The sequence below is a fragment of the Pseudomonas sp. IPO3778 genome, assembly GCF_013386825.1.
In the GTDB taxonomy this organism is placed as follows: domain Bacteria; phylum Pseudomonadota; class Gammaproteobacteria; order Pseudomonadales; family Pseudomonadaceae; genus Aquipseudomonas.
Genome location: NZ_JACARC010000023.1, coordinates 20502 through 47405 on the forward strand (window position 1 = coordinate 20502; position 26904 = coordinate 47405).

At 62.4% G+C, this 26904-nt stretch carries 26 protein-coding genes and 1 pseudogene; 3 read left to right on the forward strand and 24 right to left on the reverse strand.

Translation table 11 applies throughout. From position 1 onward, the window contains the following. Positions 1–21: 21 nt before the first annotated feature. The 18 genes from HX855_RS10460 to HX855_RS10545 all read right to left on the reverse strand — a co-directional run bounded on the left by HX855_RS10460 (position 22) and on the right by HX855_RS10545 (position 15811). Positions 22–1248 carry a beta-ketoacyl-ACP synthase gene (locus HX855_RS10460; protein ID WP_177086201.1) on the reverse strand — a complete coding sequence of 409 codons (1227 nt, stop codon included), beginning with the start codon at positions 1246–1248 and terminating at the stop codon, positions 22–24. Beyond that, positions 1248–1976 carry a 3-oxoacyl-ACP reductase FabG gene (fabG, locus tag HX855_RS10465; protein WP_177086203.1) on the reverse strand — a complete coding sequence of 243 codons (729 nt, stop codon included), beginning with the start codon at positions 1974–1976 and terminating at the stop codon, positions 1248–1250. The genes HX855_RS10460 and fabG overlap by 1 nt, the downstream gene beginning before the upstream one ends. Continuing rightward, positions 1973–2434: a hotdog family protein gene (locus HX855_RS10470; protein ID WP_177086205.1), complete on the reverse strand. Its 462-nt coding sequence runs from the start codon at positions 2432–2434 to the stop codon at positions 1973–1975. The genes fabG and HX855_RS10470 overlap by 4 nt, the downstream gene beginning before the upstream one ends. Further along, positions 2431–3597, reverse strand: a complete 1167-nt coding sequence (locus HX855_RS10475; protein ID WP_177086207.1) for a beta-ketoacyl-[acyl-carrier-protein] synthase family protein — start codon at positions 3595–3597, stop codon at positions 2431–2433. The genes HX855_RS10470 and HX855_RS10475 overlap by 4 nt, the downstream gene beginning before the upstream one ends. Beyond that, the gene (locus HX855_RS10480; RefSeq protein ID WP_177086209.1) at positions 3594–4076 is read right to left on the reverse strand and encodes a hypothetical protein; all 483 of its coding nucleotides are present in this window, start codon (positions 4074–4076) and stop codon (positions 3594–3596) included. Before HX855_RS10480 ends, HX855_RS10475 begins: the two co-directional genes overlap by 4 nt. Further along, the gene (locus tag HX855_RS10485) at positions 4073–4807 is read right to left on the reverse strand and encodes a class I SAM-dependent methyltransferase (protein ID WP_177086210.1); all 735 of its coding nucleotides are present in this window, start codon (positions 4805–4807) and stop codon (positions 4073–4075) included. Before HX855_RS10485 ends, HX855_RS10480 begins: the two co-directional genes overlap by 4 nt. After that, positions 4804–7122: an MMPL family transporter gene (locus tag HX855_RS10490; RefSeq protein WP_177086212.1), complete on the reverse strand. Its 2319-nt coding sequence runs from the start codon at positions 7120–7122 to the stop codon at positions 4804–4806. The genes HX855_RS10485 and HX855_RS10490 overlap by 4 nt, the downstream gene beginning before the upstream one ends. Then, positions 7112–7807, reverse strand: coding sequence for an outer membrane lipoprotein carrier protein LolA (locus HX855_RS10495; RefSeq protein WP_177086214.1), 696 nt, complete (start codon positions 7805–7807; stop codon positions 7112–7114). Before HX855_RS10495 ends, HX855_RS10490 begins: the two co-directional genes overlap by 11 nt. Then, positions 7804–8229, reverse strand: coding sequence for a thioesterase family protein (locus tag HX855_RS10500; RefSeq protein ID WP_177086216.1), 426 nt, complete (start codon positions 8227–8229; stop codon positions 7804–7806). The genes HX855_RS10495 and HX855_RS10500 overlap by 4 nt, the downstream gene beginning before the upstream one ends. Continuing rightward, positions 8222–9763: a histidine ammonia-lyase gene (gene hutH / locus HX855_RS10505; protein ID WP_177086218.1), complete on the reverse strand. Its 1542-nt coding sequence runs from the start codon at positions 9761–9763 to the stop codon at positions 8222–8224. Before hutH ends, HX855_RS10500 begins: the two co-directional genes overlap by 8 nt. Continuing rightward, positions 9747–10682, reverse strand: coding sequence for a glycosyl transferase (locus tag HX855_RS10510; protein WP_177086220.1), 936 nt, complete (start codon positions 10680–10682; stop codon positions 9747–9749). The genes hutH and HX855_RS10510 overlap by 17 nt, the downstream gene beginning before the upstream one ends. Beyond that, the gene (locus HX855_RS10515; RefSeq protein ID WP_177086222.1) at positions 10679–11413 is read right to left on the reverse strand and encodes a glycosyltransferase family 2 protein; all 735 of its coding nucleotides are present in this window, start codon (positions 11411–11413) and stop codon (positions 10679–10681) included. The genes HX855_RS10510 and HX855_RS10515 overlap by 4 nt, the downstream gene beginning before the upstream one ends. A gap of 167 nt (positions 11414–11580) precedes the next feature. Continuing rightward, on the reverse strand, positions 11581–13251 hold the full coding sequence (locus tag HX855_RS10520) for an acyl-CoA synthetase family protein (protein ID WP_177086224.1): 1671 nt from the start codon (positions 13249–13251) through the stop codon (positions 11581–11583). Further along, positions 13248–13793 (reverse strand): hypothetical protein, encoded by a 546-nt coding sequence (locus tag HX855_RS10525; protein ID WP_177086226.1) that lies wholly within the window; start codon positions 13791–13793, stop codon positions 13248–13250. Before HX855_RS10525 ends, HX855_RS10520 begins: the two co-directional genes overlap by 4 nt. After that, positions 13790–14044 carry an acyl carrier protein gene (locus HX855_RS10530; RefSeq protein WP_133101347.1) on the reverse strand — a complete coding sequence of 85 codons (255 nt, stop codon included), beginning with the start codon at positions 14042–14044 and terminating at the stop codon, positions 13790–13792. Before HX855_RS10530 ends, HX855_RS10525 begins: the two co-directional genes overlap by 4 nt. A 9-nt stretch (positions 14045–14053) precedes the next feature. After that, positions 14054–14323, reverse strand: a complete 270-nt coding sequence (locus HX855_RS10535; RefSeq protein ID WP_177086228.1) for a phosphopantetheine-binding protein — start codon at positions 14321–14323, stop codon at positions 14054–14056. Then, complete coding sequence (locus HX855_RS10540) at positions 14301–15113, reverse strand: 1-acyl-sn-glycerol-3-phosphate acyltransferase (RefSeq protein WP_177086230.1); 813 nt, start codon at positions 15111–15113, stop codon at positions 14301–14303. The genes HX855_RS10535 and HX855_RS10540 overlap by 23 nt, the downstream gene beginning before the upstream one ends. Further along, entirely contained in the window at positions 15089–15811 is a 723-nt protein-coding gene (locus tag HX855_RS10545; protein WP_177086232.1) for a beta-ketoacyl synthase chain length factor, read from the reverse strand. The genes HX855_RS10540 and HX855_RS10545 overlap by 25 nt, the downstream gene beginning before the upstream one ends. Before the next feature lie 347 nt (positions 15812–16158). Between HX855_RS10545 and HX855_RS10550 the strand changes: the two genes are divergently transcribed. Both HX855_RS10550 and HX855_RS10555 read left to right on the forward strand, forming a co-directional pair. Then, positions 16159–16929, forward strand: coding sequence for a ParA family protein (locus HX855_RS10550; RefSeq protein ID WP_003209397.1), 771 nt, complete (start codon positions 16159–16161; stop codon positions 16927–16929). A gap of 443 nt (positions 16930–17372) precedes the next feature. Further along, the gene (locus tag HX855_RS10555) at positions 17373–17708 is read left to right on the forward strand and encodes a DUF6124 family protein (protein ID WP_177086234.1); all 336 of its coding nucleotides are present in this window, start codon (positions 17373–17375) and stop codon (positions 17706–17708) included. Here the strand turns inward: HX855_RS10555 and trxC are convergent. Then, positions 17696–18130: a thioredoxin TrxC gene (gene trxC, locus HX855_RS10560; RefSeq protein ID WP_177071102.1), complete on the reverse strand. Its 435-nt coding sequence runs from the start codon at positions 18128–18130 to the stop codon at positions 17696–17698. The two genes, HX855_RS10555 and trxC, sit on opposite strands and share 13 nt — an antisense overlap. 93 nt (positions 18131–18223) lie before the next feature. On the opposite strand from trxC, the pseudogene HX855_RS10565 reads away from it, so the two are divergent. Further along, positions 18224–18433 (forward strand): annotated as a pseudogene (locus HX855_RS10565) (hypothetical protein); the annotation flags it as partial. A gap of 28 nt (positions 18434–18461) precedes the next feature. Here the strand turns inward: HX855_RS10565 and HX855_RS10570 are convergent. The 5 genes from HX855_RS10570 to HX855_RS10590 all read right to left on the reverse strand — a co-directional run bounded on the left by HX855_RS10570 (position 18462) and on the right by HX855_RS10590 (position 26731). Continuing rightward, the gene (locus HX855_RS10570; protein ID WP_177086236.1) at positions 18462–19613 is read right to left on the reverse strand and encodes an MFS transporter; all 1152 of its coding nucleotides are present in this window, start codon (positions 19611–19613) and stop codon (positions 18462–18464) included. Positions 19614–19645: 32 nt separating this feature from the next. Continuing rightward, on the reverse strand, positions 19646–19921 hold the full coding sequence (locus HX855_RS10575; RefSeq protein ID WP_177086240.1) for a hypothetical protein: 276 nt from the start codon (positions 19919–19921) through the stop codon (positions 19646–19648). Between the two features lie 132 nt (positions 19922–20053). Then, positions 20054–21517 carry a protein adenylyltransferase SelO gene (selO, locus tag HX855_RS10580; protein WP_177086242.1) on the reverse strand — a complete coding sequence of 488 codons (1464 nt, stop codon included), beginning with the start codon at positions 21515–21517 and terminating at the stop codon, positions 20054–20056. 50 nt (positions 21518–21567) lie between these two features. Continuing rightward, positions 21568–24918 carry a mechanosensitive channel MscK gene (gene mscK, locus HX855_RS10585; protein ID WP_177086244.1) on the reverse strand — a complete coding sequence of 1117 codons (3351 nt, stop codon included), beginning with the start codon at positions 24916–24918 and terminating at the stop codon, positions 21568–21570. A 70-nt stretch (positions 24919–24988) separates the two neighbouring features. Further along, complete coding sequence (locus HX855_RS10590; RefSeq protein WP_177086246.1) at positions 24989–26731, reverse strand: potassium/proton antiporter; 1743 nt, start codon at positions 26729–26731, stop codon at positions 24989–24991. Positions 26732–26904: the final 173 nt, after the last annotated feature.

Sequence of the window (26904 nt, forward strand, 5' to 3'; positions counted from 1 at the left end):
TTTCTCCAGTCAGTAAAAAAATCAGGCCCAGCGGCGGAAAATCAGCGAAGTGTTGACGCCGCCAAAGGCAAAATTGTTGTTCATCACGTAGTCGCTGTGCAGCTCGCGGAACTCACCTTGCAGGTAGTCCAGCGCGCCGCAGCGCGGGTCGATCTCATCGAGGTTGAAGGTATGCACGTACTGGTCGCGGTTCATCATTTCGATGCTGAACCACGACTCCAGCGCACCACACGCGCCCAGGGTATGCCCGAGGAAACTCTTCTGCGAACTGATGGGCATGCGGCTGCCGAACAGGCTGCTGGTGGCCAGGGTTTCGGCAATGTCACCCTGGTCGGTGGCCGTGCCATGGCCGTTCACGTAGCCGATGGCATCGGGTTGCAGCCCGGCATCTTCCAGGGCCAGCTCCATGGCGCGGCGCATGGTGGTCTGTTCGGGGCGTGTGGTGTGCTGGCCGTCGGCGTTGCTGCCGAAGCCGACGATCTCGGCGTGGATATGCGCGCCACGGGCCAGCGCGTGTTCCAGCTCTTCGAGCACCAGCATGCCGCCGCCTTCGCCGATCACCAGGCCGTCGCGGCCACTGTCATAGGGGCGCGGGCTGGTTTGCGGTGCATCGTTTTTCAGGCTGGTGGCGTACAAGGCATCGAAGACCATGGCTTCGGTAGGACACAGCTCTTCCGCGCCCCCCGCCAGCATCAGCGGCAAGCGGCCAAACTTGATGGCTTCATAGGCATAGCCGATGCCCTGGCTGCCACTGGTGCACGCGCTGGACGTCGGGATCAGTCGGCCGGTGAGGCCAAAGAAGATGCTGATATTCGCCGCTGTGGTGTGGGGCATCATCCGCACGTAAGAGTTGGCGTTCAGGCCCTCGGCCACCGAGTTCAGCAGCATGTTGCCGAAGGCCTTGATCTCGTCGGTGCTGCCGGTGGACGAGCCACAGGCCACGCCCATGCGCCCGTCCTTGATCGACGCGTCGCCCAGCAAGCCCGCGTCTTTCAGTGCCTGCTCCGCCGCCCACACCGCCAGGCGCGAAACCCGGCCCATGCTGCGCAACTGCTTGCGGGTCCAGTGGGCGGGCACCACGAAATCATCAATCGGCCCGGCCAGCCGTGTGTTCAATTCGGTGAAGCGATCCCACTCGTCCATGCGCCGAATGCCGCTGCGGTTGGCGCGGAAGTTGGCGGCGATGGTTGCCCAATCGCTGCCCAGGGACGTAACGCCGGCCATGCCGGTGACCACCACGCGCTTCATCAGCACAGGCCTCCATTCACGGCCAATACCTGGCGGGTGATGTAGCCGGCTTCCGCCGACATCAGGAAATTCACCGCACCGGCGACTTCTTCCGGAGTGCCCATGCGTTGGGCCGGGATCATTTTCATCAGTTCTTCCACCGGTACGTTTTCATCGAGCATCGCGGTGTCGATCAGCCCGGGGGCCACGCAGTTGACGGTGATCTTGCGCTTGCCCAGCTCGATGGCCAGGGCCTTCGCGGCGCCGATCAAGCCGGCCTTGGACGCGCTGTAGTTGACCTGGCCGCGGTTGCCGATCAGCCCGGACACCGAGGTAATGCACACGATGCGCCCGGCGGCGCGACGACGAATCATCGGCATCATCACCGGGTGCAGCACGTTGTAGAACCCGTCGAGGTTGGTGCGCATCACCACGTCCCAGTCGTCTTCCGACAGCGCCGGAAACGCACCGTCGCGCGTCAGCCCAGCGTTGAGCACCACGCCGTAATAGGCGCCATGGGCTTCCACGTCCGCCTCGAGAATTTCCTTGCAACTGGCGCGGTCCGCCACGTCGAATTGCAACACCCGGGCCTTGCGTCCCAAGGCTTCGATTTCGACCTGCACCCCCTCTGCCTCGGCACGCCCGCTGCGGCAATGCAGCACGATGTCGTGCCCGGCCTGGGCGAGGCGCAAAGCGATAGCGCGGCCGATGCCACGGCTGGAGCCGGTAACCAATACGGATTCAGTCATGGCGTGGTGTCCTTCGATTCATCTAAATAGTTGGCCGCCTGGGGCGGTCGAAATACGTTCAAGCGTGCACTCGCTTGGATACCGTCACCGGTGAGGTGGCATTCGAACACACCCATGCCGTTGTCGTCTTCCAGGGATCGCAAGCCGTGGATGGTCAGTTCGCTGCCGACGGGAAAATGCTCGACGTTGCACTCGAACTTGCGCGTGCCCAGCAGGAAGCCCAATTCCACGGCGTCGCCTTTCTGGCGGGCACGGCAACCGGCGTAGGCGGCGACGCTTTGCGCCATCAACTCAATGCCGACCCACGCCGGCAGGCTGCCGTCGGCGCGGCTGAAAAGACCACCGGGCTTGACCGTCAGGCGGGTGTGAATCTGTTCTTCATCAAAGCTCAGGACCTGATCGATCAAAATCATGTCCCCGGCGTGGGGCAGCAGTTCGGCGAGCGGCCAGTCAGTCATGGGGCGTCTCCGATAATCAGGCTGACGTTGTTGCCGCCGAAGGCAAACGAGTTGCTCATCAGGCAGCGTTTTTCCAGGGTGTCGCCGGGCTGCGCCCACTTCAACACGGGCAGCTCGGGGTCCGCCTGGCCGTCCCAGACATGGGGCGGCACCAGGCCTTCTGCGAGGCTCAGCCAGCAGAAGGCCGCTTCCAGGGCACCGGCGGCGCCCAGTGTATGGCCGCTCATGGGTTTGGTTGACGAACAGGCCACGCCGTCCGGGAACAGGGCCGCGACCGCCAGGGCTTCCATGGCGTCGTTATGCTGCGTGGCGGTGCCGTGCAGGTTCAGGTAACCGATCTGCCCGGGCGCCAGTTTTGCGCTGGCCAGGGCCTTGCCCATCGCTTGCAGCGCGCCCTTGCCGGTGGGCTCGGGGGCGGAAATATGGTGGGCGTCGCAACTGGCGCCACTGCCCAACAGCGCGACGGTTGCCGGGGTCTTGCTCATCAAAAACAACACGGCGGCTTCGCCGATGTTGATCCCGTTACGGTTCGCCGAGAACGGGTTGCAGCGTTGTGCCGAGACCGCTTCCAGCGATGAAAAACCATTGAGGGTCAGCTTGCACAGCGTGTCGACACCACCGCAGATCACCGCATCGCACACGCCCAGATCCAACAGGCGCTGGGCACTCATCAGCGCCCGCGCGCTGGAGGTGCAGGCAGTGGAAATCACATAGGCCGGGCCGCTCAGTTGCAGCCACTCGGCGAGGAAGTTCGCCGGGGCGCCGAGTTCCTGTTGCTGGTAGTCGTAGTCGCCGGGGAACTGCTTTTCCCGCAGGTAGTGGGCGATACCGCGGCTGGCCTCATCGATGCCCGAGGTGCTGGTGCCGAGCACGATGCCGATACGGGACGCACCAAAGGTCTGGATCGCGTGCCGGATCTCGTCGTCAATCTGCAACGCCGCTTCCAGTAACAACTGGTTATTACGGCTGCGATGGGATTCCAGCCCGGGCGGGATTGCCGCCAGCTCACCGTGTACGCCGGCCACCGGCAACACACGCTCCGGCACCCAGCCGCTTTCAGCGCGCATGCCGGAGCAGTCGCCGGCAAACAGGCTGCGGCTGACTTCGCGCTTGTCGCGGCCCAGGGCGCAGATCACGCCGAGGGCGTTGAGGTAGGCGGTCATCGGGCGGCCTCAAGGGGCGAGATGCGGTAGGTCAGGTGTTGCCCGATCACGTCCACGCGAAATACCAGGGAGGAGTGATAAGTGATTTTCCAGTGGAGCGGCAGGGTGCGGATCAGGTCCATTTCCTGGGTGCCGGGGTACAGCGCGGAGACTTCATCCGACGACGTGAGGGCAAACAACAGCGCGGCAAACAACTCCCGCGCCTGGGGGTTGGGCGGCAGCAGTCCATCGGCTTGCCAGCCACCGTTGATCAACTTCTGCCGCGCCTGGGGAATGCCCAGCGGGTCCATCATCGACCAGCGGATCCCGCCGCCTTCGCGTTGCATCACCAGTAACCAGTCCTGACGCTGGCCGTCCTGTTCGCGCTGCACGTGCAGTTGCAGGGGCAGGCTCAGCACCGGGTTTTTCGACGGCAACGGCGGCTGGCTGGCGCACGCGCTCAGCAGCAACAGGCAGCCGATCAACAGCATTCGAATCATGTTTCAGGGCTCGCTAGAGGTTTGCGGGCGACCACATTGACCAGGGTTTCTTCGCGCTGGCCGGCCGGTGGCGGCTGGCGCAGGCCCCAGCGTTCAAGCAGGCCGAAATCGGTGGCGCGGCTCCACCACAGGTACGGGTATGATACGTTCTGCGGGCCGAACTCAAAGCCTTGCTCGCGGAGCATCTCAAGGTACTCTTCTGCGCTTTTTTGCACATGCATCGGGTGACGGAACAGCCAGCGAATCACCCAGGTGTCGATGTAGGCTTCGGTGGACTCGGCAAACAGCAAATAGCCGCCCGGCTTGAGCACCCGGTAGAACTCTTTCAGGGCGCGGTGTTGTTCCACCAGGTGATGGAAAGTCTGGTGACAGAACAGCACGTCGACACTGGCGTCGGGCACCTCGAGGGTCGCGCAATCGCTGCTGATCAACTCAATGGCGATGCCCTGGCGCGCCGCTTCGGCACGGCTCAGTTCCAGGCTGTGAGGGTCGGCGTCCAGGCCGATCAGGCGCTCGGGGGCGAACACCTGTTGCAAGTACTGGAACGACTTGCCCTGGCCGCAGCCGGCGTCCAGCAGCACCGGCGCCACCGGCAGCGGATCGCTGAACAGGCTGCGCAGGTCGTTGATTGCCACGCGCAGCACATGGTGCTGCCAGGTGTGGCTGCGCAGGAACCAGAAGCCGAATTTGGTTTCTTCGACATAATTTTTACTGAGGTACTGGCTGCTCATCTTTTCTTCCTTGTCCCTGACGGGGCGGCCCACGGTGCCAGGATGAAGCTGAACGCCAGCCCCAAACTCACCGACAGCCCAAAATTACTCACCGCCGGCGTGCTGGAAATGGCCAGCAGGCCGAACGATAGCCAAGTAGTCACGGCGGCCAACAGTGTGCCCAACAGGCTCACGGCGGCGCCGCCAATTTGTTCACGCATCAGGATCGCGTAGTCGACGCTGATGGCGGTCACCAGCAGCAGGCCAAACAGGCTGAACAACGTCAGTGGCTGCCCCAGCCAACCGAGGCTGGCCAGGCTGCACAGCGCCGCCAGCAGCGGCAGGGCGACGATACGCAGGGCACCGCCGAAGCCGAACGGCAGGATCAGCAACAGCACGATCAACACGCACGACATCAATTTCAATTCGGCGGCGCTGATCTGCGTGGCGGCAAACACCTGGTTCAAGTCGCCCAGGCGGTCCACCAACTGCACACCGGGCAGATCCAGGGCCTGCACCCGCAGCAACGCCGGGTTGTTCAAGCCTTGCAGGCTGACCATCGCCGCCACGCCGCCGTCGACGTTGCCCAGCCACAGGGTGCGCCACGGCTCAGCCAGCGGGCCGACCAGTGCGGCGTCGATGTCTTCCGTGGGCAAGGCTTGCAACTGGGCCAGCTCGGCTTGCAACGCGCTGGCCGGCACGCCGAGGTCGAGCAATGGCTGCCAGTACTGCGGCAACGTGCTCAGGGCGTCCCGCAGTTGCTGTTGCTCGGCCGGCGCGCTGACCAACTGGTTGAGCGCCAGGTAACCCTGGAGCTTGTCCATGTTCACCAACTGATCCAGGCGCTGGCTCAGTGCAGCCTGGCGCTCCAGCAACTGTTGCTGGTTGTCTGCCCGTACCAGGAAGAATTGGCTGGTGGGCTGATACCCGGTAATCCGTGCAACGGCCTGGGCTTCCTGCAGCAACTGCGGCGGTGCACCGATCCATTGGCGGATATCGTTTTTGCTGTTCAGGTGCCACAGGCCGCCGGCGCAAAACACCAGCACCAGTACCAGCAACACCGGGCTTGGCAGGCGCTTGAGCAGCGACTCGCGCACGCTCAGCAGGACCTCGGCAATGCGCAGCGGCCATTGCGCCGGACGCAGCTCCAGGCCCTTGAGCAAGGCCGGCAGCAGGCACACGGCGGACAAGTAAGCGCCCACCAGACCTGCTGCCGAGAACACCGCGATTTGGGTCAGGGCCGGGAACGGCGTCCAGGCCAGCGCCAGGTAGCCGATGCAACTGGTGGCCAGGCTCAGGCTCAGGCCCGGCAAGGTCAGGCGCAACGCCGGCCAACTGCGCCAAGGGCTCATGCTCCAGCTCTTGGACAGGTAATGCAGCGGGTAATCCACCGCCACGCCGATCAGGCTTGATCCCAGCACCAGCGTGATCACATGCATATGGCCGAACAGCGCCACACAGGCCACCGCGCCAAACAACATGCCCACCAGCACGGGCACAAACGCCAGCCATACCCGCCAGCGCCGGAACGCCAGCAGCAACAGCAACAGAATCCCGGCCGTCGCGCCGCCGCCGACCCAGGTGATTTCCCGGGTCGCCTGCTGCTGACCATTGGCCGCGTAGAGCAGGCCGCTGGCGGCGAGCAATTGCGCGCCTTGCGGGTCGGCCTGCTCGCGGCTGGCCTTGAGCAGTTCGGCCACTTGCAGCGGCAGTTTCAGGTCGAAGGCGTTGCCGGTGGTGCGCGCCCGCAGCAGCACCCAGCTTTTGCCGTCGGCATCGGCGATCAACGCGCCGCTGCCGATATCCAGTTGCACCGAGCCGTGCTGCGGCTGGCTGTTCTGGATGCGCCCGGTGAGGCCCAGCCAATCGTCCTGGCTGGGCACCAGGCTGAAGCCGGTGAACGGATCAAACAGCGACTGAACACGCTGCTGAATAAACGCTTGGGGCTCGTCGATCAATTGCTCGCGGTCCTTGGCCGAAAGCATCGCCAGCCGGCCTTGCAGCAACTGCTGACGCAGGGCGGGCAAGTCGGCTTGCAGGTTCCACTGGACCTTTTCAAACAGGCCGCTGGCCTGCCAGCGCTCGCCCAATTGTTGGGCCATGGCCACGGCTTTTTGCCGGTCGGCATGCCCCACCAGCACCAGTATTTCGCGGTTCAGCGGTTCCTGCATGCGTTGTTCGGCGCGCAACTCCAGGGCGTCCGGCGCGGTGCCGGGCACCAGTTCCATCAGGTTCGCCGACAGCGGCGCGCCATGGCGCCATTGCCAGCCCGCCAGGGCCAGCACGGCCACCAGCAGGATCAGGAACAGGCGCGGCAACCAGCGTTCACTCGGCAAAGTCGTGTTGCTCCGCGTCACTCAAAGGCTGGCTGCTGGTGCTGTCCTGCATGCGCAGCACGGTGCTGTCGCCCTGGGTTTCCAGCAGCTCGATTTTTTGCACCAGCTCGCCGCCGTCGATATTGATCTGGGTGAACACCTGCTTGAGCAGCAACGAGCGCGGGGTCAGCGTGAGTTGCCACTGCTGGGCGTCGCCTTGCAGGTGCAGCTCGAAGTCCCGTTGCAAGCCGCTGCTGTCGCCCTGCAATACGGCGAGGAACAAACGGTTCTGCTCAGTACCGGCGCTCTTGTTTGGCAGCCGTTGCCAGCCGTTGGCGTCACGCCGGGCGATGCCATTGGCGCTGATGCGGTAGTCCTGTTGCAGCGGGGTTTTCAGCAGCCACAGCAGGCCGTGATCCTTGGCCAGCACGAAGGTGCCTTTGCTGACCAGGGGCTGGGGCAGGGCGCGCAGGTGTTTTTCCTGGATGAAGTTGCCGTGGATCACTGACGGTTTTGCCAGCTGATCGCTGAGTTGTTGCAGGTCGAAAGCGTGGGCCACGCCTGAAACGCCCAACAACAGCATCAACGCGACCCTTGTAGGAGCGAGCTTGCTCGCGAAGAACCAGAGGGCGCTGCGGGGTGTCAGGCGGCCTGCGTTATCGTTGACGTTTTTCGCGAGCAAGCTCGCTCCTACAGGGGGGGTCATTGCAGGGCTCTCTCTACGGCGTCTGTGAATATTTTTGGCGACGCCAGTTGCATCTCGCGGCTGGCAATCTCCACCGCCACTTGCACGGTACTGGCGCGGGTCAGGCGCTCACCGGTGGCCTTGTCGCTGATCAGGTAATTGACCTTCAAGCGGTTCTCCCACTCCACCAGGCTGGCGCGCACGGTGATGGTCTGGCCGAAGGTCGCGCCGCGCACATACCGCAGCTGCATATCGATCACCGGCCAGGCGTAGCCCGACTCCAGCATCTGCGTGTAGTTGTGGCCGAGCTTGTCCAGCAAGGCGCAGCGGGCGACTTCCAGGTACTTCACGTAGTGCCCGTGCCACACCACGTTCATGGTGTCGATGTCGAAAAACGGCACGAGGATTTCAGTGTCGCAATGCAACACACCCTGGCTACGCATGCAGCCTCCAGTGTTGCTCGGCGATGCGTTTCAGGCACAGGCGCAGTTCGCCTTCCAGGGCGCGGTCTTCGATGACCGGCGGGAAGTCCTTGGCCAATTCTTCGTGCATGGCGGCCAGCGCCGGTGGCAGCGGGCGGGCGTCTTCAGCCTGGGCCCGCAGCCATACGCCCTGGTTGGCGGCCAGCAGGGCGGCGGCGGCGACTTGTTCGGTCAGCTCCAGCACACGAATGGCGTCGCGGGCGGCGATGGTGCCCATGCTCACCTTGTCCTGGTTGTGGCACTCGGTGGAGCGCGAGAACACGCTGGCCGGCATCGTGTTTTTCAGGGCTTCGGCGGTCCAGGCGCTGGTACCGATCTGCACCGCCTTGAAGCCGTGGTTGATCATTGCCCGCTCGGCGGGTGCGCCCGACAAGTTGCTCGGCAGGCCGTGGTTGTAACGCACGTCCACTAGCAGGGCGAGCTGGCGGTCCAGCAGGTCGGCGACGTTGGCCACCAGGGTCTTGAGGCTGTCCATGGCGAAGGCAATGTGGCCGCCGTAGAAGTGGCCGCCGTGCAGCACACGCTCTTCTTCGGCGTCGATGATCGGGTTGTCGTTGGCGCTGTTGAGTTCGATCTCGATAAACGAGCGCAGCCAGTTCAGGCTGTCGGCCAACACGCCCAACACGTGGGGCGCGCAGCGCAGCGAATAGCGATCTTGCAGGCGATGCAGCGGCGCGGTGGGTGCGTCAATCGCCAGGTCTTTGCGCAGCCAGGCGGCCACTTGCATCTGCCCCGGGTGCGGCTTGGCGGCAAACAGGCGCTCGTCGAAATGCTCCGGGTTGCCTTGCAGCGCCACTACGTTCAGCGCGGTGATGCGCGTGGCCAGTTGCAGCAGGTAATCGGCGCGGGCGAAAGCCAGGCAGGCGAGGCCGGTCATCACCGCGGTGCCGTTCATCAAGGCCAGGGCTTCTTTCGGGCGCAGCACCAGCGGGTCCCAGCCCAGCTCGCGGTGCACGTCGGCGGCCAGGCGACGTTCGCCACGGAACATCACTTCGCGCTCGCCAGACAGGGTCGCAGCCACGTAGGACAGTGGCGTCAAATCACCGCTGGCGCCCACCGAGCCTTCTTCCGGAATCAGCGGCAGCACGTCGAATTCAAGGAACGCGTGCAGGCGTTCCAGCAACTCCACGCGTACCCCGGACACGCCGTGGCACAGCGACTGCAACCGCGCGGCCAGCACGGCGCGTGTGGCTTGCGCGTCCAGCAACTTGCCCAGGCCGCAGCCGTGGAAGGTGTAGAGGTGGCGGGGCAGCGCTTCGACATGCTGCAACGGCACCGCCACCACGCATGAGTCGCCGTAGCCGGTGGTCACGCCGTAGATCACGCCTTCCTTGTCCAGCAGCGAATCGAGGAACTGCGCGCCCTTGGCGATACGCTGGCGATACGCGGCATCGGCTTGCAGTTGAGTCGGCGCCTGACGGTTGGCCAGGGCCAGCACGTCTTCGATGCGCAAAGGGAGTTCGCCGAAGGTTACCGGCTCAAGATGCGTCGTCATCGGTCTTCCAGAAAGGGTAAAAGTTGAACCATTGTTGGGGCGCTTCCAGGCAGAACTGGCCCAGGCGCTCGGCGTAGCGGGCGGTCCATTGAGCGATCACCTGCTGGCGGTCGCTGCGTTTCCATTCGATCAGGTGGGCGAACGGCTCGATGATCAGGCGGTAACGGCCCTGATGCTTCAAGCACATCAGCAGGTTGACCGGGCATTTCAGCAGGCCGGCCAGCAGCCACGGGCCCTGGGGAAGGGCGGCGTCATGGCCGAGGAAATCCACCCGCACCGTGCGCCCGCCATGCAGCGGCACGCGGTCGCCGGCAATTGCCAGCCACTCGCCGGCGTCCAGGCGCTGGCTGAGCAGCATCATCACCGCCGGGTCGAGTTCGCTGACCTGGATCAGGCGCAAATGGGTCGCCCCGGCTTCGCCCAGAATCCGGTTGAAACGTTCGGCGTGTTTGGTGTGCACCAGCACGTTCATGGTGACCTTTTCCCCCAGTTCGGCGAGGGCGCGGCACACTTCAAGATTGCCCAGGTGCGCGCCCACCAGCATCTGGCCGCGTTCGCTGCGCAGTTGGCCGCGCAGTTGGGCCGAGTCGATGATTTCGATCTGGTCCAGGCGCAGCTTGCCGTTCCACACGTCGAGCTTGTCCAGCAACGCATCGGCGAAGGCCATGAACTGGCCGAAGACCCTTCTGTGGGTGGGGCGCAGGTCGACGCGCTGGCTCCAGTCGGCCAGCCGCTGCTGGTACTGCCAGGCGCTTTGGCGCGCAGTGCGGCCGAACAGGAAGAAGTAGAAAACGATGCCGTACAGCAGCGGGCTCAATAGCCGGCGCCCGAGGACTTTGGCGGCGAAGGCGGTGAATTTCATCAGCCAGAAACTGCCGCGTTCTTCGCGGTCGGCCCAGTGTTTAGTGTCCTGGGTCATGCTTTCCACCGGTGCCAGAGGATCATCGGGGCACGTACCAACATGCCGAAGAACAGCCGGGTGTGCATCGAGGAAATCAGGGCGTTGTCGTGGAACAGGCGAAAGTGCGACAGGCCGTCGGCGGGGTAATGCACCTGGGTCGGCAGCCAGCGCATTGGCTGATTGCGCCAGGCCAGACGCACCAAAATGTCGGAGTCGAAATCCATGCGTTTGCCGATGTTGGCCGAGTCCATCAGGGCCAGGGTTGGTTGTAGTGGGTACACGCGAAAGCCGCACATTGAATCGCGGATTTGCAGCGACAATGTATTGATCCACACCCACACGTGGGTCAGGTAGCGCGCGTAGAGGCGGCCCTTGGGCACGCTGTCGTCGTATTCCGGGTAGCCGCAGATGACCGCGTCCGGGTGGGTGCGCGAGGCGTCGAGGAAGGTGCCGACCTCTCGCAGGTCGTGCTGGCCATCGGCGTCCACTTGCAGGGCGTGGGTGAAACCCAGGCGTGCGGCTTCGCGAAAGCCGGCCATGACTGCGGCGCCCTTGCCCTGGTTGGTGGGCAAGGTCAGCAAGGACACGTTATCGAGGGTTGCCAGTTGCGCCAGGACAGCGGCGCAGGCGGGGCTGCTGCCGTCGTCCACCAGCAGGCACGGCAGGCCGCTGTCCAGTACGGTGCGGACCACGGCGGGCACGGCGGCTTCGTGGTTATAGACCGGGATCAGGGCGCAGGGGTTATGCATAACAGGCACCCCATTGGCACAAGCACTTCGTGTGGCGAGGGAGCTTGCTCCCGCTGGGCTGCGAAGCGGCCCCAATACAGGCGACCGAGATCTGCCTGATAAACCGCAGTGCCTGGGTTGGGAGTGCTGCGCACTCCAGCGGGAGCAAGCTCCCTCGCCACAAAAGCTTAATCACTGACCCTCTCCAGCACGATACGCCCACTGGAGCAGGCCGCCGTCTCATTGCGGTAGGCAAAGTACAGCTTGCCGCGCTCCTGATCGAACCGCAGGTGCAGTTCGATCCGGTCGTCCGGGCGCACCAGTTGCTGAAACTTGAGCACTTCCATCCCGGCGAATTGCGCCGGCAGGTTGAGCAGTTGCTGGCCCAGGTTCAGGGCCCAATCCACCTGCACCACACCCGGCAGCACCGGGGTTTGCGGAAAGTGGCCGCTGAAGTAGGCGAGGTCCGGCGGGATCGCCAGTTGCAGGGTCCATTCACCGTTGACTTCGGTCTGTTCCAGCACTTCCGGCGCTTTCGGGCGGGGCGCCAGCAGCAGGGCTTCGACGTCAGCCTGGGGCAGCTTGCCTTGGCTGTTCAACGGCAATTGGCGCAACAGGCGCCAGCGGCGGGGCAGGGCCAGGGCTTCGCAATGTTGGCTCAAGTGCTGGCGCAGGGTTTGGGTGACGGTGCGCCGGCCCTGGTTGCGCAGGGCATGCAAACCGTCGCTGCTGAGCACCACGAGGGCGCCGAGGGAGGCACGGTTTTCCTGCACCACGCCAAGGCGGGTTTCGGCGACCCAGGCATGGTCCGTCAGCGCTTGTTCAAGCATCGGCAGGGAGATGCGTTTTTCTTCCAGCTTGACGATGCGGTCCAGGCGCCCCAGCAATTCGAAGCGGCCGTCGGCGTGGATCTTCGCGGCGTCGGCGGTGTGTTCGATATGGCCGGCGGGCAGGTACGGTGAGGCAATGCGCAAGGCGCCGTCGGCGTCCTGGGTCAGTTGCACCTCGGCAAACGGCTGCCAGGGTTGGTCGCCCTGGCGCCAGGCGATGCCGCCGGTTTCCGAGCTGCCGAGGATTTCTGTGGGCCACTGTTGCAGGCGCTGATGCAGGCTGCGGGCGGCGTCGAAAGGCAGCGCGCCGCCGGAGGAAAACACTCGCTTGACCGGTGTGAGGGCCGGCCAGTCGAGGTTGTCGCCCATACGCTTGAGCAGCGCCGGGCTGGCGACCCAGGCGAACTGCGCATGCTCGCGGCTGGCGCGCTGCAAGTCCTCGGGGAATGCCAGTTGCTGACGCACAAACGTACGCCCGGCACACAGCGGCCACAGCACCCGGAACAGCAAGCCATAGATATGTTGGGTGGCGACGCTGCCGATGATGCAGGCCTCACCGAGGTCGGCGCCCCACAGGGTTTCCAGGGCCAGGACCTCATTGGCCATCTGGCGCAGGGTTTTGTCGATGCGCTTGGGCTCGCCGCTGGAGCCGGAGGTGCACAGGCTCAGGCAGCAGGCGTCCAGGTCCAGGGCCGCGGCGCTCAATGGCGCTTGATACAGCGCGTCCAGGTCGCCAGCCGCGGTCAGCCAGGCGTCGACGGCATCGTCCCAGCGCTGGCGGGTTTGGGGTTGCAGGTCGGCGGGCAGCAACACGCTGACCCCGGCGCGCCAGGCACCCAGCAGGGCGATCGCCAGCAAGCCGGCATCTTCCAGGTGCACCGCCAGGCGCTGGATGCCCCGGGCTTGCAACCCGGCGGCCAGGCTCAGGGACTTCTCCCACAACTGCGGGTGATCCAGGGCAGGCTCGGTGGTGACTGAACGCTGACCTACAGGCTCAAGCAACACGTGCTCAAGATTCAACCAATTCATACGCGGCCTCGAACCCTTTGTCGTACCAGCCATTCCACGGCAAACAACAGCCCCATCAGCCCGTAGGCGATCATGCCGTTGTACAACGTCCACCAGCTCAGCGGCGCCCACAGGGTGAGGGCGGCGGCGAGCAGGCCGTTACACAGAAAAAACACACTCCACACCACGGTGACCTGGCGGGTATACACAATCGCTCTTTCGGGCAATTGGGGCTCGGTCATGCGGGCCAGGCGCTCGACCATCGGTGGCCCGTATTTCAGGCTCAGGCCGAACAGCGCCAGCATGAACGCGCTGACCAGGCTCGGGTACCAGCGCAGCATCTGCGGGTTGTCGAACCAGGCGAGCAGCAGGCAAAAGACGATGATTGCCGCCGCCATCCAACGACTGCCCGGGCGCCGGGCGCCGGTCAGTGCGCGCAACAGCCACAGGCTGCCCAGCAGCAGGCCAAATTGCCAGGGGGCAAAATGCTCCGTGCCGTAATACACCGCAAAAGGGTACAGCAGCCCCGCCAGCAACAGGCCAAGGCCGATCAGCCGGCTCATGCGGCCGGTTGAACCAGACGGTAGACCGCCTCGACCACGTCGCTCACAGTACGCACGGCCTTGAACTCTTCGGCGGCGATTTTTTTGCCGGTCTGGCGCTTGATGTGGTCGATCAGGTCCACCGCATCAATGCTGTCGATTTCCAGGTCCTGGTACAGGTTGGCGTCGAGGGTGACGCGTTCAGGTTCCAGTTCAAACAGTTCCACCAGGGCGTCGCGCAAGGTGTTGAAAATATCGTCACGAGTTTGCATGGTACGGTCTCAAGCTGCCTGTCTGGCCGTGACGAACGCCGCGAGGCTGGCCACGTTGGTGAAGTGATTGCGGGTGTCCTTGGCGTCGGCATCGATCTTGATGCCGTACTTTTTCTGGATCGCCAGGCCCAATTCCAGGGCGTCGACGGAATCCAGGCCCAGGCCTTCGCCGAACAGGGTTTGCTCGTTGCCGATGTCGCTCTCGTTGATGTCTTCCAGGCCCAGGGCCTCGATGATCAGCGTTTTTATGTCGTGCTCAAGGCGGTGTTGGTCGCTCATCTTCGGCGAGCTCCTTAATAAAATACTGGTGCAGGTAATCGTTAAGCTTGCGTGAAGCCTGGGGCGCGGGGCCTTGTGCGGCAAACGCCTGTGGTTCTATATCGGCACCCACGCGCAAACTGAAGTGAAAACGGCGATTCGGGATGCGATACCAGGGTTCGGCCTTGGTCAGGGTGGTGGGGCTGACCTTGATCACCACCGGGGTAATGATGCTCGCACCTCGCAAGGCAATAGCGGCGGCGCCGCGATGAAAGGTCGGCGCCTGGCCGGGAGAGGTGCGGGTGCCCTCCGGGAAAATGATCAGAGTCTGGCCGTCTCGCAGGGCACTTGCGGCGGCGTCGAGCATGTCGGCGCTGCCGTCGTTGCTGATGTAGCCGGCGTCGCGCACCGGCCCGCGGGTGAACGGGTTCTGCCACAGGCTCTGCTTGACCACGCAGTTGGTCTGGCGCATCAGGGCGATCAGAAACACCACGTCCACCAGCGACGGGTGGTTGGCGATGATCATTTGGCCCGGGCGGCCGAGCTTTTCCGCGCCTTCGACGCTGTAGGTCAGAATGCCCAGGCGCATCATCATGCGGATAAACAACCAGAACAGGCAGCTGATGGTGTGGCGGGCGCGTCGCTGATGCTGTTTGGTGTCACCCGGCAGGCAACTGAGCAGCGGGAACACCAGCACGCGCAGGCACAGGCCACCGAGGCCAAACAGGGCGAAGGCGGTGGCAGTGGCGAACAGGCGCCAGTAGTAGGCCTGTCGAGGCTTTTCGGTCAGGGCTTGCGTTGCCAGTTCCATACTCGGTTCTTCCAGGCATGTTGGCAGGCGCCCTGATCGTTCAGCAGGGTGCGCAGCAGGTTCAGGGCGTGGGGCCACTGGGCTTTGGTGGTGGGTTGGACAGCGGCCGTATTCAGTTCCAGCTGCCACTCGTCGCCCGGCGTCAGCAGCAGGCCGAGGGCGTAGGGGAACGGCACGTCGTCGATCCAGCGGGCATAGGCCTCGGGCGGCTGTTCCTCGGTAATGATCAGCAACACCGCCGGTGCGCCTTCATTGAGCAGGGCGGCGGCTTCGAGCACGCCGTGCTCCAGGCCATCACCGGCGGCGGCGAGGGCGGTCATTTCGGCGGTTTCATTGCGCAGGATCGACCACAAGCCAATCACCGCGTTGTGCACCGACAGGCTGAACTGGGTCGGCGACAGCGGTTCGTCGTTGGCCAGGTCGCTGAGAATATCGAGGGTGCGCGGGGTTTCACCGTGACGGGAAACAAACACCAATGGCAGCTGTTGCAAGCCATCGGCCAGTGGCCAGCCCACACTGAAGGCCATGCGCGCCAGGCGGCTCAGGCGCCGGCGCTGCATGGCCGGCAGGAATGACACGTCGGGGGCGGCGTCGCTGCCGGCGAGCACCGTGGGTTGCTGGCACCAGGCGCGCCAGTCGTCCGCGCTTTCGAGCCCGGGGGCCCAGGCACGCCATTGGGCGATGTTGAAATTGATCACTGAGAAGTTATCCCGCCCCTGCGGGCTTCCTTGTGCGGCCTTTGGCCCCGGATACGGGGACAGGGAGCAATGGCCGAGTGGGGCGCATTATCCCGGTGCCGTGGGGTTCTAGCAAACTTTGGTAAAGAATTGTTCACGGCTGATTACAATTTCGAAGGAAAGAATTACAGATTGTCCGCCATGCAGGTGGGGCAGCAGGTGTCAGGCAATTCCTGCTTTGTCGGACAGGCGGGAAAATGTTGTGCGAGATAGAGCCTCTGATGCTGTAGTACAAGAACAAACGAGGTAGCTAAGCGGCGCTTTTGCCCTCTACACTCGGTCATTCATTGATACACGGAGGTTTTTCCATGCGGCGCGTGGTGTTCAACCAAAAAGGCGGTGTTGGCAAGTCCAGCATTGCCTGCAACCTGGCGGCGGTCAGCGCCAGCGAAGGCTATCGAACCCTGTTGGTGGACCTCGATGCTCAGGCCAACTCAACCCAGTACCTCACCGGGCTGACCGGCGATGACATCCCCATGGGCATCGCTGACTTCTTCAAACAAACCCTGTCTTCCGGGCCGTTTTCGAAGAAAAACCAGGTGGATATCTACGAAACCCCGTTCGACAACCTGCACGTCATCACCGCCACGGCGGAACTGGCGGACCTGCAGCCCAAGCTCGAGGCCAAGCACAAGATCAACAAGCTGCGAAAGCTGCTGGATGAATTGAGCGAGGACTACGACCGGATTTACCTGGATACGCCGCCGGCGTTGAACTTCTATGCGGTTTCAGCGCTGATTGCCGCTGATCGCGTACTGATCCCGTTCGATTGCGACAGCTTCTCCCGCCAGGCGTTGTATGGCCTGCTGGCAGAAATTGAAGAATTGAAGGAAGACCACAACGAAGGGCTGGAAGTGGAAGGCATTGTGGTCAACCAGTTCCAGGCCCGGGCGAGCCTGCCGCAGCAGATGCTGGATGAACTGATTGCCGAAGGGTTGCCGGTGCTGCCGGTGTACCTGACCAGTTCGGTGCGCATGCGTGAGTCGCACCAGGCGAATATGCCGCTGATCCACCTGGACCCACGGCACAAGCTGACACAGCAATTTGTGGAGTTGCACAACCTGCTGGAAAACGCGTGATTTAGCAGGCAACACATAACCCATGTGGGAGCCTGCTTGTGTGGGAGCCGGGCTTGCCCGCGATGCAGTCAACTCGGTTTGTCAGTTACACCGAGGTGATGCTATCGCAGGCAAGCCAGCTCCCACATTGGTCTTTGTTCCTACAGGGAAATCGTCGTCTTGCGCCGTTGCCTACAGTTACGCCAGAATCCGCCGGCTTGTGCGTCTAGCCCTGCATCTCTAAGGTTCTTCGATCGCTGACATCAGCGATCGGGTTTAGTAGCCCAGTGGTGACGACGTCCAGTGCTTATTCAGTCAGGAACTTCCTGCGCTTGATGGCGGCTGTACGTAGGGCGCTTTCGAGCGCGCCGGTTGCGTCTCCCCGGTCTACTAACCTGCGTACAGCTGCCACCCCTTCGTTTAGTAGCGAGTTGGTTGCGGCTTCACTACTACGGAGACGAATCATGTTCAAAATAACGCCAAATCCGCCAGATGCCCCGTTTCATGACGAGAAGCTCAATCGAGCCGCTTACCGCGCCATCGACCACTATCTCAATCCCTCTGAAACCCCAAGCTCAGCAACGTTGTTTGCCGTTACCCCCGGCATTGACGACGAAACCCTGATCCTCAATACCTACGAAACCTTCTCCTCAGTCACCACCCTCTTGCTCGACCTTTCCGACGACCTCACCGGTAAGCAGCGCGATGTCGCGTTGGCCATTCATCAATTGAGCGAATTGGGCGTACTGCTGATGGGGCAAGTGATGGACCGGGGCGTTCCGCTGCCTCAAACGCCCTGACTGCGCAGCCAGCTCATCAACTGCGGCAACGGAAACGCTCCGCTCTGACGCGCCACTTCCCGGCCATTCTTGAACAGGATCAGGCTGGGAATCGAGCGAATTCCCAACTGAGCGGATAACTGCTGATTGGCCTCGCTATCGAGCTTGGCCAACCGGCATTTCCCGGCCAACTGCCCGGCAGCCTGTTCAAACACCGGTGCAAACGACTTGCACGGCCCGCACCATTCGGCCCACACATCCACCAGCAACGGCAGGTCGCCCTTGATCTGGCTGGCGTAGTCGCCCTGTTTCAACTCAAAGGATTTGCTCAACAGCACCGGCTGCTTGCAGCGCCCGCATTTAGGCGCATCGCCCAGGCGTTCATTGGGGATACGGTTAAGACCGTTGCAGTGGGGGCAGGGGATTACTAGAGAGTCGGACATGGTGGGCTCCGTGAAAGTGGCCAATGGGTTCTATTTGGAGTCGGAGACTTGGTTTATCAAGGAATAACTGAAAGAGGGGGCAACATGAGCTAAATCGTCAAGCAGGCTATCGAACATTGGCCTTTTGTTTCTGCTCTCTTGCGTAAGCCCATGACCGAGAAGGATTACGATATTTTGGTTATGGCGCTCGACGAGTTGCTGGATGAGGTTGGGGAGGACGAAAGCCACGCGCTGATTGGGATGTTAGATATCATCGGTGATTGGATCGAAGGTTATGACCTTGAGCATCGTCCGATGTCTGTAAATGGCTAATAGCGCTGGTCATAAGCCATCAGTGCCCAATCTTCTTTCGTGCTAGCTGGCAGGCAAACACGCTGCCCACAGCACATCCCCCAATCACCAGCATCAGGGTGAAAAGCAGTGGCACATCCAGCTGAGACCCAAGCCAAGTTAAAAATCCCGCCCCGGCCACGGTGATGCATCCGAAAACTGCAGAAGCCTTGGCTTGGTGAGGCGCGTCGATATCCAGTGCCCAGCCGGTTGCAAGGGGCAACAAAATGCAGAAGGCAATACTGGTTGCTGCTGCAGCTGCCAAGTAAAGGTAGATATCGACATGTAGCCATGTCGCTACCGTCAAGAGCGCGGCGAGGCACTGAGAGACCGATCCAGCATTCAGGCGTTGGGCGTCACTGAATCGTGTGACGGCTTTCCCTGAAAAGAAAAATCCTGCCGCTACCAGCGCCGCCCAACCTGAAAGGATCATGCCTGTTGCTTGCGGCGAGAGCTGGAAAGTGCCCTGAAGGACAAACGCCTTGCTGAGGTTCAACTGTGTGAAGGCGCTCTGCATCAGGAGTGCAACCAGTAAACCGCAGATAAATTTCGGGCGTTTCCATAGCAAGGATGGCGTTTCATTTGCAGGCCGTTGGTCTTGCTCGGATGTCTTGTCGACATGTGTGACTAGAAGTCCCAGGAAAATTACAAATAGCAGGCAGCCGAACACGCTAAATACCCATCGCCAACCCCAAACTGAGGCTGCCGCCAGCAGAATCGGCGGGCTTAGCACCGAAAGGATGCTAATCGCACCCAAGAGATAAGCCGTTGTGCTTTGGAAGGTTGTTTGCCCAAGTCGTTGACGTAGCCAAAGGCGTGAAGAGGTTGCTGCCACCGCGTTGGCGATGAACATGAAAGTAAAGATGATCGATAATGTGAGAACGGTCGTTGATAACGCCACTGCGACACATAGCAGCGCGATCAGCACCGATGCACCGGCTAGGCTGACGCTGGTTCCCAGGCGGTTGATCAGCGGCGTTGAAAACAACTGGCTGAATGCGAAAGCCATCAGGCACACGCCGAGCATGCCTTGAAAGAATGCCGGAGAAACACTCAAGTCTTGAGCGATTAACGGAGAAAGAGGAACAAGGGCATCGAAAACAACCGCACTGATCAGCGTCCTGGCCACCACGACCCTAAGGCCTGGGGTCACGGCCTGATGCTCCAGCTCCTCTGTACCACTGCTTACGTATTCACTGCGCGCAGAGTCGCTGCAGGCTCATTCGCCTCAGCCCTGGCTTGGCTCCCTTTGAGCCACAGTGCTATTACTTCCTTGTGCTGTGGGTATCGCTCAACCAAAAACAGCTCAAGTGGCCCCCATGCCCGCTTTTCCAGCCAGGCATTGACCTGGGAAAGGTCGTGGTGAGGGAAGGACAAGTCCATGTGTAGACGGACAGCGGAATATTTCTCGGGTGTAGCGTGATCGCACACCGATTCCAGATTTGGAACATCGACGCCCATGACGCACCTCCATTTCATATCTGCTTAGGTTTGTTGCGTGATTGCAACAGGCCAACCCTAGGCCGAAGAGATGTTTAATGATGTCAGGCGCGTCCGGCATTTATTTCTTGATATGTCGCTCGGATTTAACCCCTACGATGAACAACTGATCTCCAAATGCTTCCCCCAATCCGGTGGTCGCTGGGCGTATTGCTCCATCCCCGGCTGCTCTTCAAAGGGTTTGGTCAGCACTTCATGCAGCCGGCGCACTTCACTGTAGTCGTCCAGCTCCGCCGCCTGGATAGCATTCTGCGCCAGGTAATTGCGCAGGATATAAAGCGGGTTCACCCCATGCATCCGCTCACGCCGCTGCTCTTCTGTGCCGCTGGCTTCGCGCTCCACACGGGCTTTGTACAGCTCGGCCCACTCATCAAACCCCTTGAGGTCGACAAAATCGTCACGCAACCGCGCCACGGCCAGCGCGGCTGATTCATCCCCCAGCCGGCGGAAGAACAAGGTGTAGTCGACGCCACTGTTCTGCATCAGTTGCAGCAGGCGCTCCACCAGTTTTTGATCGTCATCTTCGGCGGTGGTAAAGCCCAGTCGGCGGCGCATCAGGTCCAGGTAGTGCGCCTGGAACAACGGCAGATACAGCCCGAGGGTTTCCCGCAGCGCTTCAACAGTGATGAACGGCGTCAATGCCTGGGCCAGCGCGCTCAGGTTCCATTGCCCGATCGGCACCTGGTTGCTGAAGGAGTAACGCCCTTCATGGTCCGAGTGGTTGCAGATGAACTGCGCGTCGAAATCATCCAGGAACGCAAACGGCCCAAAGTCGAAGGTGATGCCGAGGATCGACATGTTGTCGGTGTTCATCACCCCATGGCAGAACCCATAGGCCTGCCACTTGGCGATCAGCTCGGCATTGCGTTCGACGATTTCTCGGAACATCGCCAGGTACGGCTCGGGTTGTTCCATGCACTCCGGGAAGTGCAGCGACAATACGTGCTCCGCCAGCTGCTTCTGCAACTCGGGCTTCTTGGTGTAGTAGAAATATTCGAAATGCCCAAAGCGCACATGGCTGTGGGCCAGGCGCAGCACCATGGCGGCGCGCTCCTGTTTCTCGCGCCACACGGGGGTGGTGGAGCCGATTACACACAGCGCGCGACTGCTGGGAATACCCAGTGCATGCAGCGCTTCCGAGGCCAGAAACTCCCGAATCGAGGAGCGCAGTACCGCGCGCCCATCGCCCATGCGCGAATAAGGGGTTTGCCCGGCACCCTTGAGGTGCAGGTCCCAATGCTCGCCGGCTTCGTTGTACACCTCGCCCAGCAGCAATCCGCGCCCATCACCCAGTTGCGGGTTGTAGGAGCCGAACTGATGCCCGGAATAGATCATCGCCCGCGGCTCGGCCTCGGCCCACAGCTTGTGCCCGCCAAACAGCTCGGCGAATACCGGTGTCTCGGCCACGGCGGGGTCGAGATCCAGCAGCGCCATGGCCGCCTCGCTCGCCACCACTAAACGCGGCTCGTCGATGGGTTCGGGCAGTATGTGGGTCGAGAAACCGTCGCCCAGGCGGGCGAAGCGGTTGTCGAAGGTCAGTTCGTCGAGGGCTTTCAACGGCCATCTCCTGAGCAGAATGTCCGACCATTCTGCTGGGGATAGCGCGTTTAGTCGAGTTTGGCCGGCGGCGGCTCGGGGAGGTCCTGGTCCTGGGCAGGCGGCAGGATGGTTTTGTTTTCCTCTTCCACGGGCACCAGTTTGTATTCCTGGCCATGCAGGTTTTTCAGGTACACCTCCATCTGCCGGAACGAGATGTTGATGTGGTGGTTCTTGAACTCGCGGTTGATGAAGCGGTTGACCTCGTCGATCACCGGGTTACGGTCGCCCAGATCCCGTACATGCATGCGCAGTTCGTGGTCGAGGGTGCTTTCGCCGAAGTTGAGGAAGTAAACGTGGGGCGCCGGGTCCTTCAGGACGCGCGGGTTTTCGGCGGCGGCCTTGAGCAGCAAATCTTTCACCAGGTCCAGGTCCGAGCCGTAATCCACACCCAGTTTCAGGGTCACCCGGGTGATGGTGTCGGTCAGCGACCAGTTGATCAGTTGCCCGGTGATGAACGTCTTGTTCGGGACAATGATGTCCTTGCGGTCGAAGTCGGTGATGGTGGTCGCGCGGATGCGGATCTTGCTCACCGTGCCCGACAGGTTGCCGATGGTGATGGTGTCGCCGATCCGTACCGGGCGCTCGAACAGGATCATGATGCCGGAGATAAAGTTGGCGAAGATCTCCTGCATCCCGAAGCCCAACCCCACCGACAGCGCGGCCACCAGCCATTGCAACTTGTCCCAGCTCACGCCGAGGGTCGACAGGGTGGAGACAAAGCCCACGCCGGCAATCACATAGGACAGCAACGTGGTGGTGGCGTAGGCGCTGCCCTGGGCCAGGTCGAGCTTGGACAGCACCAGCACTTCCAGCAAACCGGGCAGGTTGCGCGCCAGGGCGAAGGTGATGCCGATGATGATCAAGGCGCCGAGCAAGTCGCCGATGCTGATGGGCACCATGCTGATATTGGCACCGGTGCCGCTGGTGTATTCGTAGAGGGTGACGTTGTCCAGGTAGGAAAACACCGAGATCAAGTCAGACCACACCCAGTACAGCGCAGCGATAAAGCCGCCGAGCAAGGCCAGGCGAATCAGTCGCATGGACTGTTCGTTGACCTGTTCGATGTCCAGGGTCGGCTCTTCGATCACCGCTTCGCCATCCCCCGCTTCCTTGGCGGCCTGGCGTTTGGCCAGGGCCCGCGCATAGGCCAGGCGCCGTGCAGCAACCCCCAGGCCGCGCACGAACGTGGCTTCGATCACCAGCCAGAACATCAGCAGGTACAGGGTGTTGATCAGCCGGTCGCTGAGCTTGAGGGCGGTGTAGTAGTAGCCAAAACACACGGCAATAAACAGCGCGACCGGCAGGGCGGTAAACACCAGGCCGACGGCTTTGCGAAACAGCGAGGCTTTTTCGTGGGTTGGGCTGTTGAGCAGCAGGCGGCTGAGCAACCAGGCCATCAAGGCGTAGCAGGTCAGTACCACGCCGATGCCCAGCACGTCGTCCGCCAGTGCCGCCGGCTGATGCTCGGCGATGGCCACCACAGCCACCAACGCCAGCACCACCAGCCCGAGTTTGCGCACCCAGCCCTGGAGGAATTCGACCTGGGGTTTTTCCCAGCGGAAATGCAGCTCGGCGACGCCGCCCGGCGCGAGGATTCGATAGGCGGTGTAGAACACCAGCCAGGCCTGGGCTATCTGCAGCAAGGCCGCACCGAGGTTGGCGTTTTGCCCGCGGGCGTCGATCTGCAAGGCATAGCCGCACAGTGCCAGGCCCAGCGCCACCGGCATCGCCAGCGCGATATTCACCAGAATTGCCACCGGCGTGTGCCACTGGCTGTCGCGTTTGAAGTGGCCGATGTCCAGGTGGATTTTTTTCAATCGGTTATACAAATAGCTGCGGCGCCACAGCAGGGCGCCAATCAACAGCAGCAGAGGCAGGAACAGCAACGGGCGCTGGGTCAGGCCGTCATACAGTTCGCTGACGCTGGAGGCCCACGGCAGGGTCGTCACCTGTTTGCTCAGGTGCGCCGGTACGGTTTCCAGCCACTCGGTGTCCAGCGGCTTGTTGCTGGGAATCCAGAACATCTGCTCATCAAGGGTCGCCCGCAACGTGGTGGCGGTGCTCAGCAGTTGTTTCTGGTTCAGTTGCAGGGTGATGGATTCGTTGAGCAGGGCGCTCAGTTCCCGGCTCAGGCGTTCCAGCAGGTCGCTGCGGGTGATCGCCAGCTCCAGCAGGGTACGCCGCAGCTGTGGTGTTACCTGGTCGGCAGGCTGGGTGGCCAGCAGGCTGTCGACGTAGGTACTCGGGGTGCTGATCAGTTCGCGCTGTTGATTGACCTCGAACTGGTACAGACGAATATTCGCAATATCGTCCGCCAGGTCACGGTCCACGGTCAGGCGCGGCAGGGCCTGTTTCTGTTTGTAGAGGATCTTGGACAGCAATAGGCTGCCCTTGAGCACGTTGATCTGCTCGTCCAGCGCCGAGTCGCTTTGGGTCACGCTGTCCAGTTGCTGCTTGGTTTGCAGGTTCTTCTGGGTCAGTTCGTTGAGCCGGTCGGTGCTTTTGAGCAAGTAGTCGGACAGTTTCAGGTTGGCCGCGCTTTCCGTGGCGAGCAGGCTGCTGCCGCCGGCCTTTTGGGCCTCGATGGACTGCTGGGTCACGGTTTCCTGGGATTGGGCCAGGCGTTTCTGGTTGATCAGGGTTTGCAGGTCCTGGATTTCCTGCTCCAGGCGGGCGGTTTTCTCCAGCACCAGGTCGTGCTGGCTGTTGCCCAGGTCTTGCAGCTGGCTGTTGCCGGCCAGCTCCTGGCGGCGCAAAGGAATCAGGGCGTTAAGGGCGGCCAGCTCGGCGTTCAGCTGGTTGCGCTGGTCGCCGCTGAGGGTCTTGCCGTTGTCTTTGCCGGCCTTGAGGGTCGCGTTGATCTGCTGGATACGCGTCTGGCTGCTGCTGATTTCAGTCTGGGCACGCTCGGGCCGGGTCTGGGCGGCGATGGTCAGGCTGTTGGCGTCGGCCAGTTCCTTTTGCAGGTCGCCTTGCTGGGTGGTGCGCTGCACCAGCAGTTGCTCAAGTTGCGGCACCGGCAAGGTGGCGTAGCGTTGGGTGACCGGAATCACCTTGGTGGCCTTGAGCCGGGTCAGTTCGCGCTGGTTGTCGACGGTTTGGCGGGGCGCGTCTTCCAGTTGGCGCTTGAGGTCGACCAGGCGTTGCTGGTAGTCCTGCTGGTTGCCGAGGTAGGTGAGGGTCTGCTGCAGGATGGTTTGCAGCGCCTTCATGTCGGCGTCGGGCAGTTTGCGGTCTGGCAGTTTGTCCAGGGTTTGCTGGACGGCGTCGACGCTGGGCGGGTCGGCCGCGTGTACGGTGCCGACGCAGAGTGTCAGGCCCAGCAGGGCAGTGGCGAGAAAAGTGCGCAGGGTTGTCATAGAGACCGGTCGAGCAAGGTGGTAAATAGGGGGCGTCCTGACATCGACTGGCGCGCCGTCGCCCCGCAGTTTAGAGGAAGAGCCCGGGGCCCGGGCGACTTCCTTCGGGGAATCTGACGCCGACTTTGCCGATCTTGTTCCCGTCCATGACCGCGACGGTCCAGATGGTGTTGTTCCATTCCACCTGATCGCCCACCACGGGCGCACCGCCGACTTTCTGGGTGATGAAGCGGCTCAGCGGCATGTCCGGGTCGATGCCTTCGAGCTTGAGCCCGTACAACGCCGACACCGCGCCCAGCTGGGCGTCGCCTTCCAGTACGAAGTCACCGAAGAAGCGCAGGTCGAGGCCCCGTTGCGGTGCCTGGCTGAACAGCTTGCCGAGGGCCGGCAGGTTGTGTTCATGGCCGATCACACAGAGCAAATCGTCGACTTCCAGCACCGTACTACCCGACGGATGGAGCAGTTGCTGGCCGCGAAACAGTGCTGCGATCCGCGTGCCTTCAGGCATTTTCAGCTCCCGCAGGGCCGCGCCGATGCACCATTTCTCGGCGCCCAGGCGGTAGACGAACAGCTCCCACTCGCTGGTGACGTGCACTTCCAGGGCCGCCCGGGAAATCGGCGCGGGCTCCGGCGGTACCGTCACTTTCAACAGCTTGGCGACCCACGGCAGGCTTGTGCCCTGCACCAGTAACGACACCAGCACGATAAAGAACGCCAGGTTGAAGTACAGCTGGGCATGGGGCAGGCCGGCCATCAGCGGGAACACCGCCAGAATGATCGGCACCGCGCCGCGCAGGCCGACCCAGGCAATAAAGGCTTTCTCTCGGCCATGGAAGGCCTTGAACGGCAGCAGGCCGACCATCACCGACAGCGGCCGTGCAAACAGGATCATCCACAGCGCCAGGCCCAGGGCGGGCAGCGCGATGGGCAGCAAATCATGGGGCGTGACCAGCAGGCCCAGCACCAGGAACATGCCGATCTGTGCGAGCCAGGCCATGCCGTCGAGCATATGCAAAATGCCATGACGGCTGCGCACCGGGCGGTTGCCGAGCACCAGGCCGCACAGGTACACCGCGAGGAAGCCGCTGCCATGCAAGGCGTTCGTCAGGGCGAACACCACCAGGCCGCCGGCAATCACCAGGATCGGGTACAGGCCGTTGGCCAGGTTGATCCGGTTGACCAGCTGCAGCATCAGCCAGCCGCCGCCCAGGCCGATGAAGCCGCCGATGCCGAACTCGCGGATCAGGTGGCCCAACAGGCTCCAGTGCAGGCCGGTCTGGCCGCTGGCGAGCATGTCGATCAGGGTGACGGTGAGGAACACCGCCATCGGGTCGTTGCTGCCGGACTCGATTTCCAGGCTGGCGCTGACCCGTTCGTTCAGGCCTTTGCCACCCAGCAGCGAGAATACCGCGGCGGCGTCCGTGGAGCCGACGATGGCACCGATCAGCAAGCCTTGAATGATATTGAGGTTGAACAGCCAGGCGGCCGCCATGCCGGTGAGCCCGGTGGTGATCAGCACCCCGACCGTCGCCAATGACAGCGCGGGCCAGAGGGCCACGCGGAAACTGGCTACCCGCGTTCGCAAGCCGCCATCGAGCAGGATCACGGCGAGGGCAAGGTTGCCCACGAGGTAGGCGGTGGGGTAGTTATCGAAGATGATGCCGCCGCCGTCGACGCCGGCGAGCATGCCCACGGCCAGGATAATTACCAGAATCGGAATCCCTAAGCGGGACGAAAGAGAACTCACCAGAATGCTCGCACCTACCAGCAACGCGCCGATCAAGAACAGGCTGTTGATGGTCGTCGCATTCAAAGGCAGTACTCCATGAGTAGGTAAGGCGAGGCGCAAACTGACCATGCAGTCTGCGTGCCAGCGATTCTAACCTGTTGAATTGCGGTGCTGTCAAAAAAGGTGTTGGGGATGTACATCGGTCAAATGTGGGAGCTGGCTTGCCTGCGATTGCGGTGTGTCAGTCACTGGAGATC